Here is a 23,998-nt window from a genome sequence, read left to right on the forward strand (position 1 = left end):
GAGGCCGCTCAGGCTGGTGCACGGGCCGACCGGCCCTGGCCCACAAATCCTTCGTACTCGAACTCGGTCGGGCCGGTCATCAATATACGGTTGTTGGCCGTCCACTCGATCTGAAGCGGTCCGCCGGGCAGCGTCACGGTGACCTTGCGGCCTGTAAGCTTCTTGCGGGCCGCCGAGACCGCCGCTGCACATGCGGCCGAGCCACATGCGCGCGTCAGCCCAGCGCCGCGCTCCCATGTCCGTAACGTAATGGCATCGTCCGCCGTCACGTGCGCAAGCGAGATGTTGGCGCGCTCGGGGAAGATCGGGTGGTTTTCCAGCATTGGACCCAGACGCCCCAGATCATGCGCCATCACATCGTCCACCCAGAAGATCGCGTGCGGATTGCCGACGTTGACGACCGAGGGCGAGTGGAGCACGGGGTTGTCGATCGGGCCAATCTGCAACTCGATGCCGCGGGTGTCGCGAAACTCCTCAGCCAGCGGGATGTCCTGCCAGTTGAACCGTGGTTCGCCCATGTCGACGGTTATGGTCGTGCCATCGCGCGCATCGATGTCGAGAAGTCCGGCGGACGTCTCGACCTTGAACTGTTTGTTGGCGCGGCCCTGCGCCATCCACCAGCCAACGCAGCGCATTCCGTTGCCGCAAGCTCCAGCCTCAGACCCATCAGCGTTGTAGATCCGCACGAAGGCATCGCTACTGTCCTTGCGGGGGCTATGGAGCACCATCATCTGATCGAAATGGGCGTCATTGTCGGCTGCGATGGCGCGGACTTCGTCCTCGGTAAAAACCTTTGAGGTTCCACGCAAATCCACGACGACGATCTCGTTCCCAAGACCATTCATCTTCACATATCTGAGAGGGGGCGCGCCGATCATGGGCTCTTATATGGCCGGGCATAGGCAAAAAACAATTGAAAGACGGCATGTGGCGTCGGGGCCGCCCCGCCTCAATGAGATCCGCCATTCGGCACAAGTCTGATGTAGCACAAAAGATTCATTGAACGTTCCGCCACTTGAGCGTTGCAATGCGATGCGGCATGTTGTCGTGATCCGGCCGGTCAATGTCTGACAATGTTTGAATTTGCGCCGCACCCTGCGCGGGGGGCGACGGAAAGATTAAAGAGAGAGGTCGCATGGTTATGGCTACTCAAGCCACGCAGCGGGCCGAGAGGGCCAGTTGGCCCGAGGTCAATCGGTTGACGCCGACTGACATCTTGGATGCGCTCGACCAGGGCATCCGCGATTTTCGCGCCGCTCCGAAATATGGATTGTTTTTCGGCGCATTCTACGCGCTCGCCGGCTGGCTGCTGATTAGCCTCGTCTACTATTTCGACCATCCCTATCTGGCCTATCCGATGGCCACGGGGTTTGCCCTGTTTGCACCGTTCGCGGTTACAGGCCTTTATGACGTCAGCCGCCGCCTTGAACGCGGCGAACCGCTATCGTGGCAGGCCGTTCTGGGCTCGGTCAAAGCGGTTTCAGGCCGGGAGCTGGGCTGGATGGCGGTTGTCACCGTCTTCACCCTCATCATCTGGCTCGACATCGCCGCGTTCTTGTTCTTCGCCTTCATGGGCTTTGGCGGAGGAACGTCGGATAACCTGATCAACGAGATCCTGACGACGTCGCGGGGCTGGGTCTTCCTGACCATCGGCAACCTCGTTGGCGCGGTCCTGGCGGGCATCGTATTTTCGTACTCGGCCGTTTCTTTCCCGATGCTTTTCGACCGCAACGTCGACTTCGTGACCGCGATGGTGACGAGCGTGAAAACTGTGCTGAAGAACCCGTGGGCGATGGCGATCTGGGCCATCATCATCGGAGTGCACTTGGCGTTGTCGCTGGTTTCCCTGTTCGCCGGCCTTATTGTCGTACTGCCGATCCTGGGCCACACGACCTGGCACATCTACCGCAAAGCGGTGGCCCCCGCGGAGGAAACGCGTGCCACCACGGCATCTTAGCCCGTTCCGACGGCGGGCGCGGCAGTTCGTCGGCCGCCCCGTCTATTACGTTCGGCAGCCGTCTGCCGCTGAACCGGCCGCTGGTTATTCTCCGGCAGCCGCAGGCCCTCCGCGTTCTATGCTGGGGTTGGCCTATACTGGGATCCGCCGTCCCTGCATCTGCGTCGGTTGCATTTTGCTTACGCCGCCAGAACGCTACCGCCAGCGCCGTGTCTTTGCCCTCGCACGCGCCTTTGAGCGTATGAAGGAAAAGCACCAAGGCGAGCACAACTGATGTTGCCGCGCATCGGTCGCAGACAATGTCCGTCGCTGTCTTGCTGAGCCTCGCAAAGCGGAGCAGGTTGCGAAAATTGCAGTTGCGCAACTCATGCGGCCCTAGATGAAAAAGTTTGTTCCAGCGTGCGCCCTGGCGCTTGGCGTGTCCTTGTGGAGCGCCTTCGTTGCCCCAGCGCAGGCCGATGATTTTCTCTACGCCTTCAAATTCGGTTTTCTGGCGCATGACGTCCCCGACCTGTGGAGCGGGTTCTCGGTCGAAGACCGTTGGGTCGACGTCAATTTCGAGGCCCAATTCAAGCCGGCGCTAATGGTGTTTGGCGGAGCCATCCGCCCTGTCGTCGGCGCCTCCATCAATACCAACGGCGACACCAGCCACGTTTATGCAGACGCCCGCTGGCAGATCGACTGTGACCGGCTGTTTTTCGGCATTGGCCTTGGCGCCGCCATCCACGACGGCGAAACCGGCCCACCCGATCCAAATGCTAAGTGGCTGGGATCTCGTGTTCTTTTTCACATTCCGGCTGAAGTCGGCATCCATCTGGACGAACACAACGACCTCTCCGTCTATTTCGAGCACACCTCCAACGCCTACACGATGGAGTATAACGAGGGCCTGGACCGTATCGGCGTTCGCTACGGCTATCGGTTCTGATGCCGCCGCGGCCGCCTGCGCATTGACTTCCTGGCCGCTTTCCCCCATACCACGGCCATTCCGACGGCCCTGACATCCAGAGCCGCCGCCTTGCACATGGGACTTCCCAAACGGAAGCGCCCGGGAGGCAAGGGGGTCAACATCCGGCAGCGCGAAGCGCTCCCGGGTGCGTTTTTGTTTTGCGCGTTGGGTTCAACCAGCGCGAGTGGAGCGACAAGAGTGCTGAAAGTTTGGGGCCGCACGACATCGGTAAACGTCCAGAAGGTCATGTGGACGATCGCGGAACTCGCAATTCCGCATGAGCGGATAGACGCTGGCGGCGCTTATGGCGTCGTCGATAAGCCCGAGTATGCGACCCTCAATCCCAACCGCCTCGTGCCGACGATGCAAGACGGCGACCTCACCCTTTGGGAAAGCGCTGCCATCGTGCGCTATCTGGCGCACAAGTACGGCGCTGGCGGCTTTCTGCCCGGCAGCGAAGCCGATATCGCGCGCGCCGACCAGTGGATGACCTGGGCCGACACGACGCTCTATCCGGATCTCATCGGGACGATCTTTCTCGGACTGGTCCGCACTCCGGCCGCCACCCGCAACAACGACGCCATCGCGGCAGCCGCGACGCGAGCGGGAGAAAGACTGGCCATCCTCGATGGCGTGCTGGCGGACCGCCCCTATATCCTGGGTGACGCGCTGACCATGGCGGACATCACCTCAGGCGCCTTGATGTATCGCTACTACGAGCTGCCGATTGCGCGGCCCAAGCTCCCCAATGTCGAAGCCTGGGCCGCACGCCTTGCAAAGAGGCCCGCATACGAGGCCCACGTCATGGTCGACTACAACGTTCTGCGCGTCGCAGGAGCGTAAGAGGGTTCATGTTCCAGACGTTGCAAGATCGCCTTTCGGGCGTCCTCGACAAGCTGACCGGGCGCGGCGCGCTCTCGGAGTCGGACGTCAACGATGCCATGCGTGAAGTTCGCCGCGCGCTGCTGGAAGCAGACGTGGCGCTCGACGTCGTCAAGGACTTCGTCGAGAAGGTGAAGGCCAAGGCTGTCGGCGCGGAGGTGCTTCGCTCGATCAAGCCCGGTCAGATGGTCGTCAAGATCGTCTATGACGAGCTGGCCGCAATGCTGGGATCAAATGCAGATCCCATTAGCCTCGCAGCTCAGCCTCCGGTCGGCATTCTCATGGTCGGCCTGCAGGGCTCAGGCAAGACGACGACGACTGCGAAAATCGCCTATCGGCTGACCAATCGCGACAAGAAGAAGGTGCTGATGGCGTCGCTAGATACGCGCCGCCCGGCCGCTCAAGAACAACTGCGCGTCCTTGGCGAGCAAACCAACGTTGCGACGCTCCCCATCATCGCTGGGCAGACACCGATCCAGATTGCGCGCCGGGCGGAAGAAGCTGCACGCAACGGCGGATATGACGTCGTGATCTTCGACACTGCCGGCCGCGTGACCGTCGATGAAGAGCTGATGGACGAGGTCGCGGACATCAAGACGGCGATGAAACCGCATGAAATCCTTCTCGTTGCCGACGCGCTTACCGGCCAGGATGCCGTCAACACCGCAAAGGCTTTCGACGGACGCATTGGCGTGACCGGCATCGTTCTCACCCGCGCGGACGGCGACGGCCGCGGCGGCGCCGCGCTTTCCATGCGCGCCGTCACCGGCAAGCCGATCAAGCTGCTCGGCGTCGGCGAAAAGTGGGATGCGCTGGAAGATTTTGATCCCAAGCGCATTGCCGGCCGCATCCTTGGTCAAGGCGACGTCGTCTCGCTCGTCGAGAAGGCCATGGAGACCATCGACGTCGAGAAGGCGACCAAGATCGCCGAGAAGATGAAGAAGGGCGCGTTCGACCTGGAAGACATGGCCGAACAGCTTCGCCAGATGGAAAAGCTCGGCGGCATGGGCGGCGTGCTGGGCATGTTGCCCGGCGTTGGAAAGCTCAAGGGCCAGATCAACGAGGCTGGCCTGGACAAGGCCCTCAAGCATCAGCGCGCCATCATTTCTTCGATGACGCCGAAGGAGCGGCGCAATCCCAAGGTGCTCGACGGCAAGCGCAAGCGGCGCATCGCAGCCGGCTCGGGCACCACGCCTGCGGACATCAACAAGCTGCTGAAAATGCACATGCAGATGGCCGACATGATGAAGCAGATGGGCCGCAACAAAGGCATGATGGGCAAGATGGCCTCTATGATGGGTCTACCCGGCGGCGGCATGGGCGGCGCACCCAGTGCCGACGAACTGGCCGCGATGCAAGCCGAACTATCGCGTCTCGATCCCAAGGCGCTTGAACAGCTGCCCGAGGACGCACGCCAGGAGCTTGAGCGGCTCAAGAGCGGCTCGGGCACACCTGCAAAGGGGCTGCCCGGCCTGGGTCTGCCAAAGGGAATACCCGGAATGGGCGGTGGCCTTCCGGGCTTAGGGGGGGGATTTCCGAAATTCCCCGCTCTTCCGAAAAAGAAAAAGTGACGACAGCACTGACGACTTGAAAATCTGAACTCGAACAACTCTGAACAAAGACAACCAGGAGAAGACAAATGGCAGTTAAGATCCGCCTTTCGCGCGGCGGTTCCAAGAAGCGCCCGTACTACTATGTCGTCGTGGCCCACGCCACGAGCCCGCGCGACGGCCGCTATATCGAGCAGATCGGCACCTTCAATCCGATGCTCAAAAAGGACGATCCCGAGCGCGCGAAGTTTCTGGAAGAGCGCGTGAAGCATTGGCTGTCAGTCGGCGCCCAGCCCACCGATCGCGTTCTGCGCCTGCTCGACGGCAAGGGCCTCGCCAAGCGCACCGCGACCAATAACCCGGAGAAGGCGAAGCCGAAGAAGAAGGCGCAAGAGCGCGCCGCGGCCGAAGCCGAGAAGGCAGCCAAGGCAGCCGAAGCAGCGTCTGCCGGTGGCGAAGCCGCGTAAGGCGACCACGGCGAACCCCCTGCTTTCGCATTAGAAAATTGAAGTGCCCCGGACACTTGTTCGAGGCACTTTTTGCATGCATTGTGCCTCGTATTTCTTATAGATTCGACCCCATGCCTGCGAAGGCGCTGTGGACGTCGCCTTGCATGAACCGAAACAATTTAAAGCCGACACTGAGTAAACTTGGCTTGAGTCAATCTGAGCTGGCTCAGTTACTTGACGTGTCCGCGCGCACAGTCAACCAATGGGCCAGAGGCGACAAGGTACTGCCTGGTGCTGTTGCCGGTTACCTCCGTCTGCTTCTCGCCACCGACGACAAAGTACGCGAGGCCGAACTGGAGAGGTTGCAAAACACTGAAAAGCGATTGGACGACGGCCTTTATCGCATCGGCTATCGCGCGCTGAATGATGAAGAGTACGATCATGCGCTGGCGGTTCTACGCAGCGGCAAGATCCTTGGCTCAGACCGCCACGGCACCGTATTCAACGGCCACTACCGCTTCGATCGCAGACGGGGGTTGAACATCATGACGATGACGCTCGATGTGCCTCCTGATGGAATACTGATTAACGGCCTTGAGGCCGGCCCCGAGGGAGCGCAATTCGACGTTACCTGCAATGTCGCCAAAGCCAATCCCGTTTCACGCTCCACCATCGACATCGCCGGGCAGCCCATCGTGGTCGAGTTGAGCTTCCTCGGCCCCTTGCCGAATTGATCTGCGCGGTGCATGACCGGCAACCATGACCAGCCAAGATGACAAGCCACCCACCCGCGTCCTGTTGGGCACCATCGCTACCGCGCACGGCATCCGGGGCGAGGTGATGTTGCGCACCTACACAAGCGATCCGGACGCCATTGCGGACTACGGCGCGCTCACCGACAAGTCCGGCAAGCGAACCTTCAAAATAAAATCCCTGCGGGTAACCCCCAAAGGCGTAATCGCGCGGATCGACGGCGTGGACGACCGCAATCAGGCTGAAGGCTTGCGTGGCACCGATCTTTATGTCTCGCGCGCCCAGCTTCCCGCCACCGAAGAGCAAGAATTCTATCACGCCGATCTCATCGGGCTCGAAGCGCGAAACGCCGGTGGCGCGGTCGTCGGCGAGATCGTGGCGGTGGCAAATTTCGGTGCCGGTGATCTGCTCGAAGTGCGAAAAGCAGGAACCAAGCAGACCGACTACGTTGCGTTTACCGACGCCAATGTTCCCCACATCGACGTCGCCGCCGGATATGTCGTGCTGGTCGAGCCCGAAATGATAGGGGAGGCCGAACCTGCCTCTGGAGAAGCCGCCGAGGACGGCGGCCACGGCGAAGAGGACAGTGGAGAAGACGTCTCCACATCATAGTCCGCAGCAGTCGTGGAAAGACGAAAGCCGCCCCGGAACGATCCGGAGCGGCTTCTTTGTCTTTAACGGTTAGCAGCCGACGATCAGCTCGCGAGCTGGCTTCCGATCGGCAACGAACGCAACCGCTTGCCCGTCGCGGCAAAGATCGCATTCGCGATGGCCGGTGAGATCGGCGGCACGCCGGGTTCACCCACGCCACCCAGCGGTGCGTCATAGCCTGTCGACTCGACGAGGTGGATCTTCACCTCACGCGGGGCGATGTCCATGCGCGCAAGCTCGTAGCTATCGAAGTTGGTCTGCTGAACAACGCCATTCTTGAACGTGATGTTCGAGTACATCGCCACCGAGATGCCCTGGATAATCGCGCCTTCCAACTGCGAGCGGATCCGCTCTGGATTGATATGCGCGCCGCAATCGATAGCCAGATCGACACGGGGGATCTTGATGCGACCGCCATCGCCGATCACAACCTCGACGACCGCGGCCGTGTACGACACGAACGAGCGGTGCGCCGCCAAGCCAAGTCCGCTGCCAGCCGGCATCTTGCGGCCCCAGCCTGCTTCCTTGGTCACGACGTCGATGACCTTCTTCAGCCGCGCCGTATCGATGGCGTAGACTTCCGGGTTTTCACCGTAGTTCCACCAAGGCTCGGTGGTCTTTGGGATCAGCTTGCGATCCGGTCCGATCACTTCAAGCAGGTAGTCCTTGTGATCGCGACCGGCAGCAGCGGCCAGTTCGGCCACAAACGACTGCAGCGCGAACGCATGCGGCACGTTCGTCACCGAACGGAACCAGCCAATGCGCGTGTGGGCCGCGGCTTCGCCGGTTTCAATACGCAAGTTGGGAATGTCGAATGGCGTATCGACCAGACCCAGTCCAAGCTCAAGCGCCGCCTGATGCTTCGGATCGGGCATGAACAGTGCGAAAATCGACGGCGCAGTGGAGCGGTGCAACCACGCCACCGGCTTTCCGTTCTCGTCGAGACCAGCCTCGATATGCTCCACCGAGGTGGTGTTGAGGTAGCCGTTGACCAAATCGTCTTCGCGCGTCCACTGCAACAGAACGGGCTTGCCGTCCATTGCCTTCGAGCACAGCGCCGCCTCGATGCAGAAGTCAGGTTTGGACTTGCGTCCGAATCCGCCACCGAGCAACGTGACATGCACCGTGACATCGTCGATCTTCATGCCGAGACGCTTGGAAACGCGATCCTTCGCAGCCTGCGGGCTCTGTACCGCGGTCCAGATCTCGCACTTGCCGTCTTTGATCTCGGCCACCGCGACGGGCGGCTCCATCGAGACGTGCGAATGATGCGGAATGTAGTATTCCGCCTCAACCTTGGACTTGGCGGTTTTCATCGCCGCATCGACGTCGCCGATCGAAAGCTCAACCTTGCCAGGCTTGCGACCCGCTTCTTCCATCGCTGCACGGTAGCTCGTGGTGGTGTAGACCGCGTTGGGGCCGTCATCCCACGTGATCTTAAGCGCCTCGCGGCCCTTCATCGCCGCCCAGGTGCTGGTCGCAATCACAGCCACGCCGCCGAGGTTCTGGAACTCAGTAGGGAACTTGGGCGGATCGAGCGAAATCACCTTCAGCACGCCTGGCACTTTGAGAGCTGCGCTGTCGTCCAGCGAAGCCACCTTGCCGCCGTAGACAGGCGGCCGTGCGATGACGGCATAGGACATGCCTTCGCGTCGAACGTCGGTGCCGTAGACGGCTGAGCCCGTGGTGATGCCCATGTTGTCGACGAGGTTGGTCTTGCCCTTGCCAATGTACCGGAACTTGGAAGGATCCTTCAGCTTCAAGGCGTCGTGCGCCGGTACCGGCTGCGCCGCCGCTTCCTTGGCCAACTCGCCAAAGCCAGCCTTCTTGTCGCTTCCTTTGTGGACGACCTCGTGATTGACGACCTCAACCTCTGCGACGGGAACGCCCCACTTCGCGGCAGCGGCCGCTTCGAGCATCTGACGTGCAGCGGCACCGATGCGACGCAGCGGCATGAAGTGGTGACGCAGAGAGCGCGAACCGTCGGTATCCTGGTTGCCGTACTTGACCTCGTCGCCATCTGCCTGGACGACCTTCACGCGGGCCCAGTCAGCATCCATTTCGTCGGCAATGACCATCGGCACGCTGGTGCGAACGCCTTGGCCCATTTCCGAACGGATGCATAGGATGGAAACGACCCCATCCTCTCCGATCGAGACGAACAGCGTGGGATCGTCGCGCAGACCGTGAGGCATGCCATCGCCACCCCACTTGGGCTCTTCTGGCTTGGCCTCTTCGGCAAACACGGGAAGACCGGTTGCGAGAACAAGAACGCCGGCGCCAAATCCTAGCGACACGGCGCGGCGGGAGACGTTCAGAACGTCCGTCGTTGCTTTGCGATCAATGATCATGGAACCCCTCCTCACGCTTTCTCAGATGCGAGCTTGATAGCCGCACGAATGCGCGGGTACGTGCCGCAGCGACAGACATTGCCGCTCATCAGAGCTTCTATGTCTTCATCGGTGGGTTTGGGCTTCTCATTCAACAGCGCGGCAGCCTGCATGATCTGACCGCACTGGCAATAGCCGCACTGGGCGACGTTCAGCTCGCGCCATGCAGCCTGAACCGGATGGTTGCCGTCAGGCGAAAGTCCTTCGATCGTCGTGACCTTCTTGCCGGACGCATCGGCGAGCGTCATCTGGCAGGAACGGACGGCTTCACCGTCCACGTGGACAGTGCAAGCGCCGCACAATGCAATACCGCATCCGTACTTTGTACCGGTCAAGTTCTGCACATCGCGCAGATACCAGAGCAGCGGCATCTCGGGATCGCCGTCGAAGCTCTGCTCCTTGCCGTTGATATTCAGTTTGATCATGATTTCCTCCGAAGGGAAATTCGGTTTGTCCGAACTTCGATTTGTTCAGGCCGAAGCGCACGCGAAAAGCCTGCTTCGCTGGTGGTCAGAAAAGCCAACCACCGACGATTTTGCAAGCTAGTCTTCCAACCATTTCGCTTGCCGTATGGCTGGTTTTGCTCATGTTTGGGGGTATTTTCGCGCGTCGCTCGGGTATGGCTGGCGCGCATGAGTGCTATGCAGCAAGCCCCCCCCATCCGTTTGGGGGAGGTCGAGCACCGGTTGCCTACTCAATCTTCCCGCGGCGCTTCGCAATAAGGTCGGGGCGGCGCTTTTCGGTTAGTTCAAGGGCCTGCTGACGGCGCCATTCGGCAATCTTCTTATGGTCGCCGGAGAGGAGGACGTCGGGAATGGCGTGGCCTTCCCATTCGCGGGGCTTTGTATAGTGCGGGTGCTCCAAAAGGCCGTCTTCGAAGCTCTCATGAGCCGCACTCTCGCTCTTACCCAACACGCCGGGAATCAGACGCACGCAGGCATCTATAAGAACCATCGCCGCCAAGTCGCCGCCTGACAGCACGTAATCGCCAATCGAGACTTCTTGCATTGCGCGGGCTGCGATGATGCGCTCATCGATGCCTTCAAACCGTCCTGAGAGCAGAACGACCCCCGGCCCCGCCGACAGCTCGCGTACGAAGTCCTGGTCCAGTGTCCTTCCACGGGGCGAAAGATAGATGACGGGAGAGTTGGGATTATCAGCGCGCGCGTGATCGATGGCCGGACCCAGAACATCGGCACGCAATACCATTCCCGCACCACCTCCGGCCGGCGTATCGTCAACCTGCGCGTGGCGGCCAAGACCGAAGTCGCGGATCTGATGCGTGTTGAGCGCCCACAACCCCGCCGCGAGCGCCTGTCCCACCAACGACAAGCCCAATGGGCCTGGAAACATTTCCGGAAAGAGCGTGAGCACGCTCGCCCGCCAAGGCATTCGGCCATCATTGGTGGGAAAGTGCGCCATAGAGTTCAATCGGATCCAGAACCGCGAAACGCAGCGGCAAAAAGGGCTTGCATCTACGTCCAAGTTTAACCAGCGAAGCGATGCCGGCGGCGTTAAAGCGCGTTAACCGTTTGAATGGTTAACGCTGGTTAGCCCGAGCTTCGAACCGACCGCCGCTCCCGACAGGCCGGACTAGCTTTAGACACCCTCCACAACGGTCATATCGAGGTGCCCAGCGCCCTGCCGCAGCACCTTGGCAGCCGCATACTCCTCGCTCTTCGCGTAGCCCAGGGCGTGCTCGTAGGTCGGAAATTCAAGGACCGCATTTCGTTGCGAACCGGTTCCCTCGACCGTCTCGCACCGCCCCCCGCGCACGATGGGCGTGCCTTGGTACTTCTCCAACGCAGCTTTGGACTTTGCGACGTACTCGCCCCATTTAGCAGGGTCCGTCACCGTGGCGCGGACGATTACGTAGCCTTTGGACATATTTGCTTCCCTTTAGGTTCACGTTAACGAATCGAATTTCAGACTGAGGCCAAGGCCGCAAGGGCGTGCGTTGAGTGAGTTTTCTACTCGTTCATACGGCTGCACCCCCGAAACGTCACTAAGCCTGAGAGACTGCCAATGAATGCCCCGACGACCATCGACATCCGCGAAACCCTACGACAAGCTTCGGAAGACGAAGTTTGGGTAAAGGGCCACATCGTCCCGGGAACTGATCCCGCAGTTCTGCGCAAAGATGACTATGGCTGGTGGATTCGCCGGTCCGAGTTGAACAACGGCTCCTCACAGCAGGGTTGGTGCGTTGGCTTGATCCTCCCCGCTCATCTAGGCGGAAGGAACGTCGCGCGCAACATGCGTCCTCTGAATATGAGTAACGTCAACGCCTCCGACTGGATCGAAGACATCAAGATCCGGGCGTGAGCGGTGCCCTCGCGGGGCTGTCTTCAAGATATCATTCGCTCAGAGGGCGCACGCCTGCGAATGTGGCCTGCGAGCTGGCGCTTTTAGACTTTTCCTCGGGCGCTGCGCTCGCTGACGCCGTGGGCCACCACCACGACCATGTCTGTTGACTGCCGTTGATGCTCCAGCGCGCGATGTTTTCTCGGGTGCGCAATTTGACGCCGATGGCGATCAAAGGCTTGCTGCCGAGTTTCTTGGCCAGTCTGGGTGAAACCGGAGCAATCAGTTTGCCGGGCGCCGCCGGGCAGGCGGCAGCGGCCGAGTCTGGCGTTGCTCCTTCAACAGGAAAGATCGGATTGACGACGTAGCGCTTGTCGCACATCGCCACACGCGGCACGAGGCGTGACTTGTCGAAATCGTCATAGGCCTCCTGCAACGGCGCCCAAGTCTTGTACGCAGGACTATCCGTATGGCGCGCGAGATTGGCAGATGTCATGCGGAAGGGGAACGTATGAACGGGCACGCGCGCCTGTCCGCCTTCCAGTGCTTCGCGAACGAAGGCGTAAATCTCTTCGATGAGCCCATCCGTCATGGCAAAGCAGCCGACGCTCTTACAGTCGCCGTGCACCATGATGAAATCGCCGGTGCGGCCCAACGCTTTGTCGAGCGCGTTGGGATAACCGATGTTCAGCGCCAGGTGATACTTGCTGTCGGGCTTGAGGCTATGGGCCCCGACGCCATAGAAGCCTTCAGGCGCCATGTGGTCGCCGATTGATGTCTTCGGCCCTAACGCGCCCGACCAATTGCAAATCGGGTAAGTCTTGATGAGAACGTAGCGGCCACCTGGGCGTTCCTTCCAGACCTCCAACTCGGATTCTTCCTTGAAGATCCGGATGTAGATCGGCGCGCCGGGCGCGATGTGCTTTTCCTGGAGATAGGTTACGGTGTTGGGATCAAGCGGCTTCGTGGAGGCCGCCTCCTCGGCGCGCCCCTCAACAGACACCGACAAACTCGCCAAAGCCAAAAGAATGGCGATGGCGCTACCCCTTCTGGGAGCGCGATCGAGCGGACGCATGTACCAAGAACCCCGTCAGCGGCTACCGAAAAAAGTCCGAAGTTCCCTATGCTTCAGACATAGTAAACGTGCGGTTAAGATCTTGGCTGCCCACAGTGGCACCCCCGGGGCGCATTCGTGGCGATACCGTGGCTCCGGACGGGTTGCACACCGCCTCAAACCGCCTTCGCGATATGCTCCAAAAAGCTACGCGCGGCCTGTACTGGATCGGGTGCTGCGTTGATCGGTCTGCCCACTACAAGATGGTTGGCGCCATCGGCCAGCGCCTTCTCCGGCGTGGTAATCCGCGTCTGGTCTCCCGCAGCGCCCCCAGGAAGCCGAATGCCCGGTGTGACGATCAGAAACCCCGGCCCTGTCGCAGCGCGCACGGCAGCCGCTTCGTGACCGGATGAAATCACGCCGTCGAAACCAGCCGCGTGGGCAAGGCGCGCGCGCTTGAGCACCAGTTCCGCCGGCTGCATCGATGTTCCCTGTTCGGCAAGATCGCCCGCATCGAGACTCGTCAGCACCGTCACTGCCAACAGCTTCAGCGGCGCAGTCCCGCGCCCCTTCACAGCCGCATCCAGCGTTTTGCGATCATGTCCGTGAACGGTGAGAAAATCGACGCCGAGCTGTGCCGCCGTCGCCACCGCGCGCTCAACGGTGTTGCCGATGTCCAGCAGCTTCATATCCAGGAAGACGCGCTTGCCCGAGCTCTTGAGATCTTTTGCCAAAGCCAGCCCACCGCTGAACAGCAGCTCCAGGCCGACTTTATAGAACGACACTTCAGAGCCCAGCCGATCGACGAGCGCGCGCGCCGCCTCCGCCGATGGCAGATCGAGTGCAACGATAAGCTTGTCGCGATTTGCATCGGTCATGGTCTTGCCTGTGTCCGTCGGTCTGTGCGTTTTTTGCGGATTTCAAACCCGCTGCAATTATCCGTGCAGCACGTGCGCCGCACGCGCGAGTTTCTGGATCAGCGCCTTGAAGGTTGCTTGCGAGTCCTTGTTCTTCAAATGCCCGTTTTCATCGAACGCATCGATGGCGCGCGGCACTGCGAACTGATCGGGCAGCACCAGCGCCCCAAGACCTATCTCCAGGACCAGCCGCAACTGTGACAGCCCGCGCAAACCGCCCATGCCGCCCGGAGACGCGCTACCCAGCGCGAATACTCGCGTCTTATAGACTTGAAGAGGCGCCTCGCCTTCGTCGCGCGTGTGGCTGACCCAATCGATTGCGTTTTTCAGCAAAGGCGAAAAGGAGGCGTTGTATTCCGGGCTGGCGATGAAGATTCCCGAATGGACGTTCATCAACGCCTTCAACTTGCGGGCGTTCTCTGGCGGCCCGTCCCGCAACTCATCGTCGCCGTTATAAATCGGCATGGGATAGTCGCCGAGATCCGCAAATGTTCCTGCAATTCCATTCGCATCCGCGATCTTCTCGCCAAGCTGAGCAAGCTTCTTGTTCCAGGACTTTTCACGCGAGCTTCCGGCAATAAAAAGTAAACGCGGTTCTGACCGGGGCGTAGATGTCATGGATCGACCTTCAAGAAGCTTTTGCCAATGGCGGGATTAGGTCGTTGGAATGGGTGCGCAATCGCCCAATGTCAAGCCACGAGAGCGCAATTGCCTGGCCCTGGCTCAAGGAGCAGAGGACGCCCGGCCCGGCGATCCAAACATGTTGGCCGCCCAACCGTTGGCGAACCTGCGCGCGGGCGCCTCGATATATTTTAGCGTGAGCATCGCGGCAATGATCACGATTGCGAGATAGCCTAACGTCAAGCCGTCGAGAGCGAGAGTGTTGGGCAGCAAAAAGATCTTCTGATCGAACCCTTCGAACGTTTCCATACGCCAGTAGCTCGGCGCATGAGAGCGCGCCAACAGGGTCACGCCAGTTGAAAATACCAGCACGAAGAAGGCGTGCAGGATGTAAATCCCATAAGAGAGCTGCCCGAGACGTTGAAGCGCGGGAGCAGCAAGCGCGCGCGAAATCTGTCCGCCCTGAGCGGCAAATACGAGCACGGCGGGCGCGAAGACAAAAGGTGAGACGATGGAAGCCCCGCTCCGCCCGGCCCAGACAACGAAACCGATCGCTATAACGAGGACCGCGAATTCCGATACCGTCGCAGGCAGACGTTGCAACCGTTCACCTGCGCGCAGCCAGATGTCGTAGCATAGGGCGCCGATCGAAAATCCATAAACACATCGCACAAAGCCCAAGTCGTACGTGAGATCGATCCCCGTTTGGGAGCGCTCTACAATAACGACGAACGCCGTTGCAGCCAGGAGGGCGAGAACGTAACCGCGCTGCCGCCGGGCGAGCCAGCACACCAGCGCAAACAATCCATACGTCCACAGCTCGGCCGCGATGCTCCAATCGGGCCAGTTCCACGACAACCCATCCGTGAGATGAAAGGCCTGCAACAGCAGGATATGCAGAGTGAGGTACCCTGGATCGCTAGGGCTTCCGGCCTGAAAAGGCGCGGTCTGCGCGCTCAGACCGAACATTGAAGAGGCTAGAGCTTTGGCCACCTCAAGCCCGACGAAGGCCAAGAGAACTGCTGCATAGAGCGGATAAAGCCGCCCCAGGCGCCGCATCAAGAATGCGCCGGTCGCCCGTGCAGACCCAAGATCCTCGCGCACGGAATGCGAAATAACGAACCCCGACAGCACGAAGAAGAAATCGACAAACAAAAAGGCATGGCGGACAACGGCGGCCTGGTGAATATGCCCAGCCGCGGGAAAATGGAACACGGCGACCATAATCGCCGCGATACCGCGCCAACTGTCGAGAACCTTGTAGCGCAAGTCGATCCGCTCCCCGGCACAACGAACGACGCATCTCAATACGTCCGCCGACGTATTGGATCTGCGCAAACGACGCGGGCAATCAAACGCATCCGGTAATGTTACCGGATGCTTCACCCGCCGCTCTTACCCAGCCTTCAGACCGAGGCTGGCATATAAGCGTAGACAGCCTTCTCGAAATCGACAAGGACGTCCGTACACAGCGGATCGCAGAACGGAATTTGCTGCATCAACACTACGCCGGCGATGGCGTTTAGCTGATCGAACCAGAAGAAAGTGTTGAGTGCACCCGCCCAGCAGTGACTGCCCGCCGAGCGCATCCCGCGCGTAGGCTCCATGTTAATCATGGTGACGAGGCTGTGCTTCTTGCTCATGCCGGGAAAGAACTCTGCATCGTGAGTCACCGCCGGGTTGACGGTGACAAGATTGACGACCTCTAACTCATCGATGTGATTTTGCAGAATGTAATTCACGGTCGCGGGCTTTAGGATCTGCGCACCCTTGTAACTGCCCTCGTTCAGCAGCATGAGCAGGAACGTCATGTAGTCCCGGGCGGTCGAATAAAGACCGAAACCCGCGCCGTAGATCTCCGGATTGGAAGGTGGATCAAGAGTGATCGGCACAAGCGAACCGTCCTCCTGACGGGCGTGGACGCCCACCAGCCGCGAACGCTTTTCGGGTGGACATTCAAATCCCGTATCGCTCATTCCGAGGGGCACGAAAATCTCATCACGGCAAAAGGCATCCAGGCGCTTTCCGCTGGCCTTCTCGATCACAAGGCCGAGCCAATCCATGCCGACGCCATAGTCCCACCGCTCGCCGGGATCGAAAACCAACGGATAGCTGATCCCCAATTTGGTGCCGGAAAGGAAGCCCGGGCGATCCATCACCTCCAGATATTTTTTGATGTTGGCGTTCCAGAACTCGTAAACCAATCCGGAGGTGTGGGTCGCGAGCTGACGCACGGTCGCCTGCCTCTTTGGCGCGCGCAGGATCGGCGTGTTACCGTCAAATCCCACCAGCACCTGCAGGTCGGCAAACTCAGGCAGGTATTCCGAAACCGGCGCATCCAGGTCCAGTTGTCCCCGCTCAACCAGCTTGGCCGCCGCGACACCGGCTATGGCTTTGGTCATGGAAAAGATGCGGAAGATTGAGTCCGTCGTCATTGGAGCATCTTCATCAATGCGGCGCTTTCCGGCGGCGCCGAGATAAAAGATGCCCTTAGCAGACCCCGCTGCTGCAACAACACCCGCGGACGCACCTGCAGCAATTGCGCGGCTCAGAACACGATCCAGATCGGTCATTTCCCGATCTCCCCAGACTTGAATTCTATTTTTTGTTCGACTTTGTGCAGAATGTACCATGCTGGCGGGGCAGGTCCTATTCACCGGAGGTCGGTCGAATAGGCGATACGGCTGACGCCGGGCACCGCTAGGCAGTCACGATGGAGATTGACCATTCCGTCATCAGACCGGATCGACCGTATGCATACTATTCGCCTTCGACCGCATGAAGGCACACGCCCGGTTCGGCTGAGCACAAAGCCGCTTTCTACTTCGCTGCCGACGATCAGAGGAAATTGTAGGGATCGACGTCAAGCGACACGCGCACGTCGCCCTTGAACGCGGGAAGCGCCTGCGACCATGCGCGAAGGTAGGACTGCAGGTCGAGATCGCGCGGCGCCTTGACGAGCAGCCGCCAGCGATGCCTACCGCGCACGACCGCAATCGGCGCTTCCGCCGGTCCAAGCACCGTGATTTTTTCCGACTGCGGTGCGGCTTGCACAACGGCGCGCGCTGTGCGCTCAGCCAGTTCCTTCTCGCGAGCTGAAACGATGATGGCAGCGAGCCGTCCGTAGGGCGGAAGCATACCGGCCTGCCTGGTCTTGATTTCATAGTTCAAGAAGGCCTGCCGATCGCCCGCCACGATGGCCGCCATGATCGGATGTTCCGGCATGTAGGTTTGCACAAGTCCATACCCCTCCGCAGCGGCACGACCCGCGCGTCCGGTCACCTGATGCAGCAATTGAAACGTGCGCTCGCCGGCTCGCGGGTCGGCACCGTGCGCAAGCCCTAAGTCGCCGTCAACGATGCCTACGAACGCCAAGTCGGGGAAGTGATGACCCTTCGCCACGATTTGCGTACCGATGATGATGTCGATCTCGTGCGCCTCTATCCGATGGATAATTGCGCGCATCTCCACCAAGCTGGGAACGAGATCCGACGACAGCAACGCGATGCGCGCATCCGGAAATCGCTCGGCGACCTCTTCGGCGACACGCTCGACGCCCGGGCCGCAGGCCACCATGCTATCCGGCGTCCCGCATTTGGGACACTTCTCTGGAAGCGGCAGAGAAAAGCCGCAGTGATGGCAGTTAAGCCGCTTTTTGAAGCGGTGTTCGACAAGCCACGCGGAGCATTGCGGGCATTCGAAGCGATGTCCACAGCTGCGGCACAATGTGAGCGGCGCATACCCACGCCGGTTGAGAAACAGCAAGGATTGCTGCCCCTTCGCGAGTGTCTGCGTCACCGCGTCGACAACGCGCGGGGCGAGCCAGCGGCCCTTATCGGGCTGCTCGCGTTTGAGATCGACAGCTTCGACGCTGGGAAGCTCGCTGCCCGAGTACCGCCCAGACAGCACCACATGCCGATACCGGCCGGTCATCGCGTTGACGTGGCTTTCGATGGAGGGTGTTGCCGACGCTAGCACGACCGGAAACTGACCCAGGTTTCCACGCACCACGCACATATCTCGGGCCTGATAGTGGACGCGGTCGTCCTGCTTGAAGCCCTGGTCGTGCTCTTCGTCGACGACGATAAGACCGAGTTCGGGAAACGGCAGAAACAGAGCGGAGCGGGCGCCGACCACGACGCGGACATCGCCTCGCGCCACACCCTTCCAGATCCGTCCACGCTCAACGGGCGACAGGGCTGAATGCCATTCTACGGGACGGGCGCCGAAGCGACGTTCGAAGCGATCCAGGAACTGGCTCGTCAACGCGATTTCCGGCAGCATGATGAGCGCCTGTTGACCGGCCTCAACGCAGCGCGCAACGGCTTCGAAATAGACCTCGGTCTTGCCTGAACCGGTCACGCCGTCGAGCAGGGTTGTCGAGAAGCATTGGCCATCGACGGCCGCACGCAAGGCTTCGACAGCGACCATTTGATCGTCGCTGAACTGTGTGACCTGATGCGCGGGATTTGGCCGTACGAAGCCGCGCTCGGGAATTGCAATGTCGACCAGATTGCCGGATTTGACCAAACCGTCGATCACGCCGGTCGAACAAAACGCGAGTTGAGCCAGCTCCGACTTGGCGCGGATCAGGCCATCGCCTGCAATTTCGAGAGCCCTGGCCCGCGCCTCGCTTAGGCGCGCGGGCGGCGGCGCGTTGTCGACCAGACGCACTCCGTAGCGAATTTTATCCGGCTCGAACGCCGATTGTGCGCTCATCATCATGCGCACAACCATGCCCAGAGGGGCGAGGGTGTACTTGGCGATCCATTCTGCAAACCGCAACGAAATGACTGGGAGCGGCGGAACGTCGAGGCCGCTTGTGATAGTCTTGAGTTTAGAGGGCGGGGCGGGTTTCTGGTCACCCACCGCAGCGTCCCACACGATGCCAATGCGGGTCTGTGAGCCAAACGGAACCAACACGAACATGCCCGGAGCAAGCTCCAGGCCGTCAGGCGCGAGGTAGTCGTAGGTTTGGTTCAGCGCTACCGGCAATAGCACCGGCACCAGGGGCCGGGTGCCAGTGTCGGGCGTGGGATCGAGACTGTCGAGAAGGCTATCCAATGGCTTTTCCGGAGGCGGCCGTTACTTCGATTGAGAGGGTTTAACCTAGCCCCGTCCATGAGGCGAGGCGAAGGCAACGGTGGGGGGTGCACAAAACGCATATCTAGGCTAAACCCGCTCTCCACGATGGACAGGTGTCACTGCGCCCGGGCCATATCAAACACCGCTGCCTGAAGGATCCAAGGGAATGAAGTTCTTCGTCGACACCGCAGACGTAGCCGAGATCAAGGAACTGGCCGCGACCGGTCTGCTTGACGGCGTGACGACGAACCCCTCGCTGGTCGCCAAGGCGGGTGGCGACTTCAAAGAGATCATCAAGGAGATCTGCGCCATCGTTCCCGGACCCGTGTCGGCGGAAGTTGCTGCGACCGATTATGAGGGGATGCTCAAGGAGGGGAAGGCGCTCGCCAAGATTGCCAAGAACGTAACGATCAAGGTGCCGCTGACGATGGATGGCTTGAAGGCTTGCAAGGCGCTCACCAGCGAAGGCACGATGGTCAACGTAACCTTGTGCTTTTCCGCCACGCAGGCTCTGCTCGCTGCCAAGGCCGGAGCGACGTTCGTGTCTCCGTTCATCGGACGGCTCGATGACATCGGGTTGGATGGCATGGAGTTAATCAAGGACATCCGCGTCATCTTCGACAACTACCCGGATCTGTCCACTGACATCCTGGCGGCCTCGATCCGCACCGTGAACCACGTGAAGGATGCAGCGCTTATCGGCGCCGATGTGGCGACCATTCCACCTGGAATTCTAAAGCAGCTGGTCAAACACCCGCTGACCGATAAAGGCATCGAGATCTTCCTCAACGATTGGAAGAAGACCGGGCAGAAGATCGTCTAGGCCCGGAGCCAAGGGCTGCAGCGTCCCTTGCGTTGCGCGCCGTTGCCCGCCCCTTGCGCCGGTGTGACGCAGCGGACGGACTGCATCTCGCACGCGAGCTTGCGGAGCACTTCTCTGCGTGCCGTGGCGCACTAGGAACCAGGGACCAGCATCATCCTCAAACGGCGCGGCAGTCGTCTTTAGAGACGTTATAAAACATCGCGATTGAATGGCGTTCGTGGCTGGCTATAACTGGAATCGACCGGATTGCGGTCCTAGCCACCGATTTCGAGGCCTTGAACCTCGAGGATTGGAGTACGACATGCCCGCTGAACTTCCCAGCGCTCCGTATCTGCGCGCTCGCAGCTCTCGCCCGATCAGGCGAATTTCTTGTCCCTCCTTCCATGCTTGAGGCCCGCCACAGCCAACGATCGTTGGTTTGTCGAGCAGACGTCATGTCCATTCGCATCTGATCTGGAGCTTCCCATGACCCACAAGACAGTTCTTTGCAGCACCCTCGCGCTCGGCGCTGCTTTCGTCTGTGGTGCGCTGACACCAGCCAACGCCGAAGAAGAGACCTATACGATAACGATCAGGGATCACCGCTTCGAGCCTGACACGCTTGCGCTCAAGGCTGGCGTCAAGACCCGCCTCGTGATCGAGAATGCGCAGAAGGAAGCGGCCGAATTCGAAAGCGGCGAACTCAATCGCGAAAAGGTCATTCCTCCTGGCGCCCAGGTCTCCGTCTCGGTCGGCCCGCTGGCGCCCGGCAGCTACGCTTTCTTCGACGATTTCCATCAAGAAACCACCGGCAAAGTCGTGGTGAAGTAAGGCAAGGGTCATTTCATGCTTGCAACCGCGATCATCGTCTTTCGCGAGGCCTTCGAGGCTGCTCTCGTTATCGGTATCGTCATGGCGGCATGCCGGATGGTGCAGGGCCGCTCGCTATGGATCGGCGCTGGCATCGCAGCCGGCATCGTAGGGTCTTGCCTGGTTGCACTTGCCGCACGCGCGATCACGGAAGCTGCCGAAGGCATGGGCCAGGAGCTTCTCAACGCCTCGATCCTGCTACTCGCGGCCGCCATGCTGGCTTGGCATGCGATCTGGATGAGCAAGCACGGCAAAGACCTCGCCCGCCACGTCAAGGAAGTCAGCGCCTCGGTCGCCGACGGCCGCAAGTCGCTTCTCGCAATCGCGATCGTCGTTGGATTGGCCGTGCTGCGGGAGGGATCCGAAACCGTACTGTTTCTGGCTGGTCTGGTTCAGTCAGGCGAAACCAGCCTCGCCGGTCTGCTCGGTGGCGTCGCTCTTGGTCTGCTCGGCGGCGCCGGCGCTGGAATGTTGCTCTATAAGGGATTGCTGCACATTCCGCCGCGTCACTTCTTTACCGTAACCAACTGGATGATCCTACTGCTCATGGCGGGAATGGCTGCGGCCGCCGTCGGATTCCTGGTCCAGGCTGGCGTTGTGCCGCCGTTGGCCGATCCGCTGTGGGATACGTCGTGGCTTCTCGACGACAAGAGTATCGCCGGCAAGCTTCTGCACACGCTTATCGGCTATCAGGCACGGCCTGCCGGAATTCAAGTTCTCGTCTATGTGACGCTTCTTGCGGTCGTCGGCCGCCTTGCGCATCACACGAACCGGGTTGAGCCTCAGCGGCAAGTTCCCGCAAGATCTGCGGCATAGTAAGCGCTACGCGGATTGTTCAACCGTATGTGCTTTCGCATTCAGCCGAGAATGCTCCACAAGGCTGCCGCCACCCCGGTCAGGCTTTCTCCAACGATCAAGCCCGCCGCAATAACGACAGTCCGCTTCCGCGCAAATTCAGGATAAGCTTTAGCCAAGGCTGCCGCGAACAGCGCCCCTGCGCACATCGAGAGAGCATTCCAAGCCGGAATGACAAAACCCAGCCCCATCGCCGATGCGCTCGGTACGAACGCGGCGTAGTGCTTACGCAGGCGCGCTTCGAGCACCGCAAAGCCGATCCCGAACGCTCCGGCAATGGCTATGGCCGGCACGGCACCAGGCGGCATCGCAGCCCAGCCTTTAGCGAGAACCTCTGCAACGGCTTTCCAAGTCGCAACGGCAGGTGCGGGCCATTCAGGCGTTATAAGCTGCGTGACAGGGGACGGGATCAGGATCAGATACGTCATGGACCCGACCAGAGCCCCTGCCAGTATTCCGAAAACCTGAGCGACGATCTGGAACGCGGGTGTCGCGCCGATCATCTGCCCGGTCCGCAGGTCATGCATAAGGTCGGCGCATTGGCCCGCCGCCCCACCCGTGACGTTCGCCGTCATCAGATTGGTTGGAATGTTCCCAGGCGAGATCGCACCAAACGTCAGCTGGGTAATCTTGCCGAGAGCACCGATGGGCGTGATCGCTGTTTCGCCAGACACGCGCGCGGCAACAACGGCAAGCACATAACTCAATAGGACAGCGATAACCGCTTCGAACAGACCGATTGAAAATATCGCGTGCTGCGCAATCACGGCCAACACCATGACCACGACGAACGCACACCAAAGCCAGCGTAATTCGGCCTTGCGCGCGACCCGATCCCGATCATGCGATTGTCCCACAAAGTCACCGGCCTTGTTTGTGGCGACACTCGGCTCTGTTTGGGTTGGATGGACGAGACGAAAAACCGAGAACAAGAACGCAGTAAGCGAAGCGGTCACCATCAAGGTCGCGCCGGGCCACAACAACCACTCCACCAAGGGGCCGAACCAGACAGCAGATGCATCTCCCGCTTTCGCCCATCCATTCTCCAGCACCAAGGGCGCCAACACGGCCCAGCTCAACACCGCGCCGATCAGCATCGATAGCGCGATGCGCAAGCCTGAGATCGCGCCGAAGCCGACCATCATCAACGAGGGATCAAGCGCGAAGCCGAGATTCAACGCTGAGATCTTCAAAGGCTTGCCGCCCGCCAGCATCACGCTCCAACTCAACGGCGGCGCAAGAGGCCCAACGCCAAAGGCGGTGACGAACGACTTCAGACTGGCGCTTATCGCCGCCATCAAGCCCAGAACCCGCAACCGTGCATGAGCCTCCGCACCACCTTTGTGAATTTCTGTCATCGTTTCGGCGGTGACGACACCCGACGGGAACGGCAGCCGTTCCCGCACAAGAAGCTGGTTGCGCAAGCCGGCAGCGACGACCACGCCCAACAGGCTCACGACAGCAAGCCAGATCGCCAGCACGTGAAAAGCGAGCGTCTCTCCGGTCAGCAGCGCGAGAGCTGGGATCGGCGCAGCAAGTCCGGCGGAAATAATGGAAGCTGCCGCCGACGCGGCTGTCTGATTGATGTTGTTTTCATGGAGCGCCCATTCGCGCGATCCAAATAGATTGGCAGCAGCGGTCCATACCGCAAATCCGATCAGCCCTGCGGCAACCGACATGTTGAAGGTCCAGCCGATCTTCAAGCCGCTATAAACGTTGCATGGCGTGAGCAGCGCACCCGTCAGCATACCCGTCACGACAGCACGAACGGTGAGCTCATGGGCATAGGGCCCTTGGCGGGCAAATTGCGTAAAGCCTTTGACGGCGCACCTCGTCGACCGGAAGTTCAACTAGCTCCTGCATAACAAATGCAGACCAGGACGCAAACCTCTGCGCCGTCAGATCCCCT

At 60.4% G+C, this 23,998-nt stretch carries 23 protein-coding genes; 11 read left to right on the forward strand and 12 right to left on the reverse strand.

Translation table 11 applies throughout. From position 1 onward, the window contains the following. Nucleotides 1–8: 8 nt before the first annotated feature. Nucleotides 9–845 carry a diaminopimelate epimerase gene (dapF, locus tag R3D51_04175; GenBank protein ID MEZ5898672.1) on the reverse strand — a complete coding sequence of 279 codons (837 nt, stop codon included), beginning with the start codon at nucleotides 843–845 and terminating at the stop codon, nucleotides 9–11. Between the two features lie 296 nt (nucleotides 846–1,141). Here dapF and R3D51_04180 point away from each other — a divergent pair, with 296 nt between their 5' ends. The 7 genes from R3D51_04180 (at nucleotide 1,142) to rimM (ending at nucleotide 7,152) form a co-directional block, all read left to right on the forward strand. Continuing rightward, complete coding sequence (locus R3D51_04180; protein ID MEZ5898673.1) at nucleotides 1,142–1,957, forward strand: DUF2189 domain-containing protein; 816 nt, start codon at nucleotides 1,142–1,144, stop codon at nucleotides 1,955–1,957. Nucleotides 1,958–2,336: 379 nt separating this feature from the next. After that, the gene (locus R3D51_04185; protein MEZ5898674.1) at nucleotides 2,337–2,885 is read left to right on the forward strand and encodes an acyloxyacyl hydrolase; all 549 of its coding nucleotides are present in this window, start codon (nucleotides 2,337–2,339) and stop codon (nucleotides 2,883–2,885) included. A gap of 219 nt (nucleotides 2,886–3,104) precedes the next feature. Next, nucleotides 3,105–3,749, forward strand: coding sequence for a glutathione S-transferase N-terminal domain-containing protein (locus tag R3D51_04190; GenBank protein ID MEZ5898675.1), 645 nt, complete (start codon nucleotides 3,105–3,107; stop codon nucleotides 3,747–3,749). Nucleotides 3,750–3,757: 8 nt separating this feature from the next. Then, the gene (gene ffh / locus R3D51_04195; GenBank protein ID MEZ5898676.1) at nucleotides 3,758–5,359 is read left to right on the forward strand and encodes a signal recognition particle protein; all 1,602 of its coding nucleotides are present in this window, start codon (nucleotides 3,758–3,760) and stop codon (nucleotides 5,357–5,359) included. Nucleotides 5,360–5,427: 68 nt separating this feature from the next. Then, nucleotides 5,428–5,805: a 30S ribosomal protein S16 gene (rpsP, locus tag R3D51_04200; GenBank protein MEZ5898677.1), complete on the forward strand. Its 378-nt coding sequence runs from the start codon at nucleotides 5,428–5,430 to the stop codon at nucleotides 5,803–5,805. A 146-nt stretch (nucleotides 5,806–5,951) separates the two neighbouring features. Next, nucleotides 5,952–6,521, forward strand: a complete 570-nt coding sequence (locus R3D51_04205; protein MEZ5898678.1) for a helix-turn-helix domain-containing protein — start codon at nucleotides 5,952–5,954, stop codon at nucleotides 6,519–6,521. 25 nt (nucleotides 6,522–6,546) lie between these two features. After that, nucleotides 6,547–7,152, forward strand: coding sequence for a ribosome maturation factor RimM (rimM, locus tag R3D51_04210; GenBank protein MEZ5898679.1), 606 nt, complete (start codon nucleotides 6,547–6,549; stop codon nucleotides 7,150–7,152). Between the two features lie 83 nt (nucleotides 7,153–7,235). Here the strand turns inward: rimM and R3D51_04215 are convergent, their stop codons facing one another. The 4 genes from R3D51_04215 to R3D51_04230 form a co-directional block, all read right to left on the reverse strand. Then, nucleotides 7,236–9,542, reverse strand: a complete 2,307-nt coding sequence (locus tag R3D51_04215) for a molybdopterin cofactor-binding domain-containing protein (protein ID MEZ5898680.1) — start codon at nucleotides 9,540–9,542, stop codon at nucleotides 7,236–7,238. 11 nt (nucleotides 9,543–9,553) lie between these two features. After that, complete coding sequence (locus tag R3D51_04220) at nucleotides 9,554–10,006, reverse strand: (2Fe-2S)-binding protein (GenBank protein ID MEZ5898681.1); 453 nt, start codon at nucleotides 10,004–10,006, stop codon at nucleotides 9,554–9,556. Between the two features lie 265 nt (nucleotides 10,007–10,271). Beyond that, nucleotides 10,272–10,973 carry a tRNA (guanosine(37)-N1)-methyltransferase TrmD gene (gene trmD, locus R3D51_04225; GenBank protein MEZ5898682.1) on the reverse strand — a complete coding sequence of 234 codons (702 nt, stop codon included), beginning with the start codon at nucleotides 10,971–10,973 and terminating at the stop codon, nucleotides 10,272–10,274. 207 nt (nucleotides 10,974–11,180) lie between these two features. Then, nucleotides 11,181–11,468, reverse strand: coding sequence for a DUF1330 domain-containing protein (locus R3D51_04230; GenBank protein MEZ5898683.1), 288 nt, complete (start codon nucleotides 11,466–11,468; stop codon nucleotides 11,181–11,183). 138 nt (nucleotides 11,469–11,606) lie between these two features. On the opposite strand from R3D51_04230, the gene R3D51_04235 reads away from it, so the two are divergent. Beyond that, nucleotides 11,607–11,906, forward strand: coding sequence for a hypothetical protein (locus R3D51_04235; protein ID MEZ5898684.1), 300 nt, complete (start codon nucleotides 11,607–11,609; stop codon nucleotides 11,904–11,906). 31 nt (nucleotides 11,907–11,937) lie between these two features. Here the strand turns inward: R3D51_04235 and R3D51_04240 are convergent, their stop codons facing one another. The 6 genes from R3D51_04240 to R3D51_04265 all read right to left on the reverse strand — a co-directional run bounded on the left by R3D51_04240 (nucleotide 11,938) and on the right by R3D51_04265 (nucleotide 19,541). After that, nucleotides 11,938–12,960 carry a murein L,D-transpeptidase family protein gene (locus R3D51_04240; GenBank protein ID MEZ5898685.1) on the reverse strand — a complete coding sequence of 341 codons (1,023 nt, stop codon included), beginning with the start codon at nucleotides 12,958–12,960 and terminating at the stop codon, nucleotides 11,938–11,940. A gap of 155 nt (nucleotides 12,961–13,115) precedes the next feature. Next, nucleotides 13,116–13,817 (reverse strand): orotidine-5'-phosphate decarboxylase, encoded by a 702-nt coding sequence (pyrF, locus tag R3D51_04245; protein ID MEZ5898686.1) that lies wholly within the window; start codon nucleotides 13,815–13,817, stop codon nucleotides 13,116–13,118. A gap of 57 nt (nucleotides 13,818–13,874) precedes the next feature. Next, a complete protein-coding gene (locus R3D51_04250; protein ID MEZ5898687.1) occupies nucleotides 13,875–14,474 on the reverse strand; it encodes an NAD(P)H-dependent oxidoreductase in 600 nt (199 codons plus the stop codon). A 105-nt stretch (nucleotides 14,475–14,579) separates the two neighbouring features. After that, on the reverse strand, nucleotides 14,580–15,746 hold the full coding sequence (locus tag R3D51_04255; protein MEZ5898688.1) for an acyltransferase: 1,167 nt from the start codon (nucleotides 15,744–15,746) through the stop codon (nucleotides 14,580–14,582). A gap of 137 nt (nucleotides 15,747–15,883) precedes the next feature. Next, the gene (locus tag R3D51_04260) at nucleotides 15,884–17,050 is read right to left on the reverse strand and encodes a serine hydrolase domain-containing protein (protein MEZ5898689.1); all 1,167 of its coding nucleotides are present in this window, start codon (nucleotides 17,048–17,050) and stop codon (nucleotides 15,884–15,886) included. Nucleotides 17,051–17,315: 265 nt separating this feature from the next. Beyond that, complete coding sequence (locus R3D51_04265; protein ID MEZ5898690.1) at nucleotides 17,316–19,541, reverse strand: primosomal protein N'; 2,226 nt, start codon at nucleotides 19,539–19,541, stop codon at nucleotides 17,316–17,318. 187 nt (nucleotides 19,542–19,728) lie between these two features. Between R3D51_04265 and fsa the strand changes: the two genes are divergently transcribed. The 3 genes from fsa to R3D51_04280 all read left to right on the forward strand — a co-directional run bounded on the left by fsa (nucleotide 19,729) and on the right by R3D51_04280 (nucleotide 22,050). Next, on the forward strand, nucleotides 19,729–20,385 hold the full coding sequence (gene fsa / locus R3D51_04270) for a fructose-6-phosphate aldolase (GenBank protein MEZ5898691.1): 657 nt from the start codon (nucleotides 19,729–19,731) through the stop codon (nucleotides 20,383–20,385). Between the two features lie 465 nt (nucleotides 20,386–20,850). Next, a complete protein-coding gene (locus R3D51_04275; protein ID MEZ5898692.1) occupies nucleotides 20,851–21,195 on the forward strand; it encodes a cupredoxin domain-containing protein in 345 nt (114 codons plus the stop codon). Nucleotides 21,196–21,210: 15 nt separating this feature from the next. Then, the gene (locus R3D51_04280) at nucleotides 21,211–22,050 is read left to right on the forward strand and encodes an FTR1 family protein (GenBank protein ID MEZ5898693.1); all 840 of its coding nucleotides are present in this window, start codon (nucleotides 21,211–21,213) and stop codon (nucleotides 22,048–22,050) included. Nucleotides 22,051–22,091: 41 nt separating this feature from the next. Here R3D51_04280 and R3D51_04285 read toward each other — a convergent pair whose 3' ends face one another. Beyond that, a complete protein-coding gene (locus tag R3D51_04285; protein MEZ5898694.1) occupies nucleotides 22,092–23,939 on the reverse strand; it encodes an OPT family oligopeptide transporter in 1,848 nt (615 codons plus the stop codon). Between the last annotated feature and the right edge of the window lie 59 nt (nucleotides 23,940–23,998).

The organism is Hyphomicrobiaceae bacterium, from assembly GCA_041397645.1.
Lineage (GTDB): Bacteria > Pseudomonadota > Alphaproteobacteria > Rhizobiales > Hyphomicrobiaceae > Hyphomicrobium_B.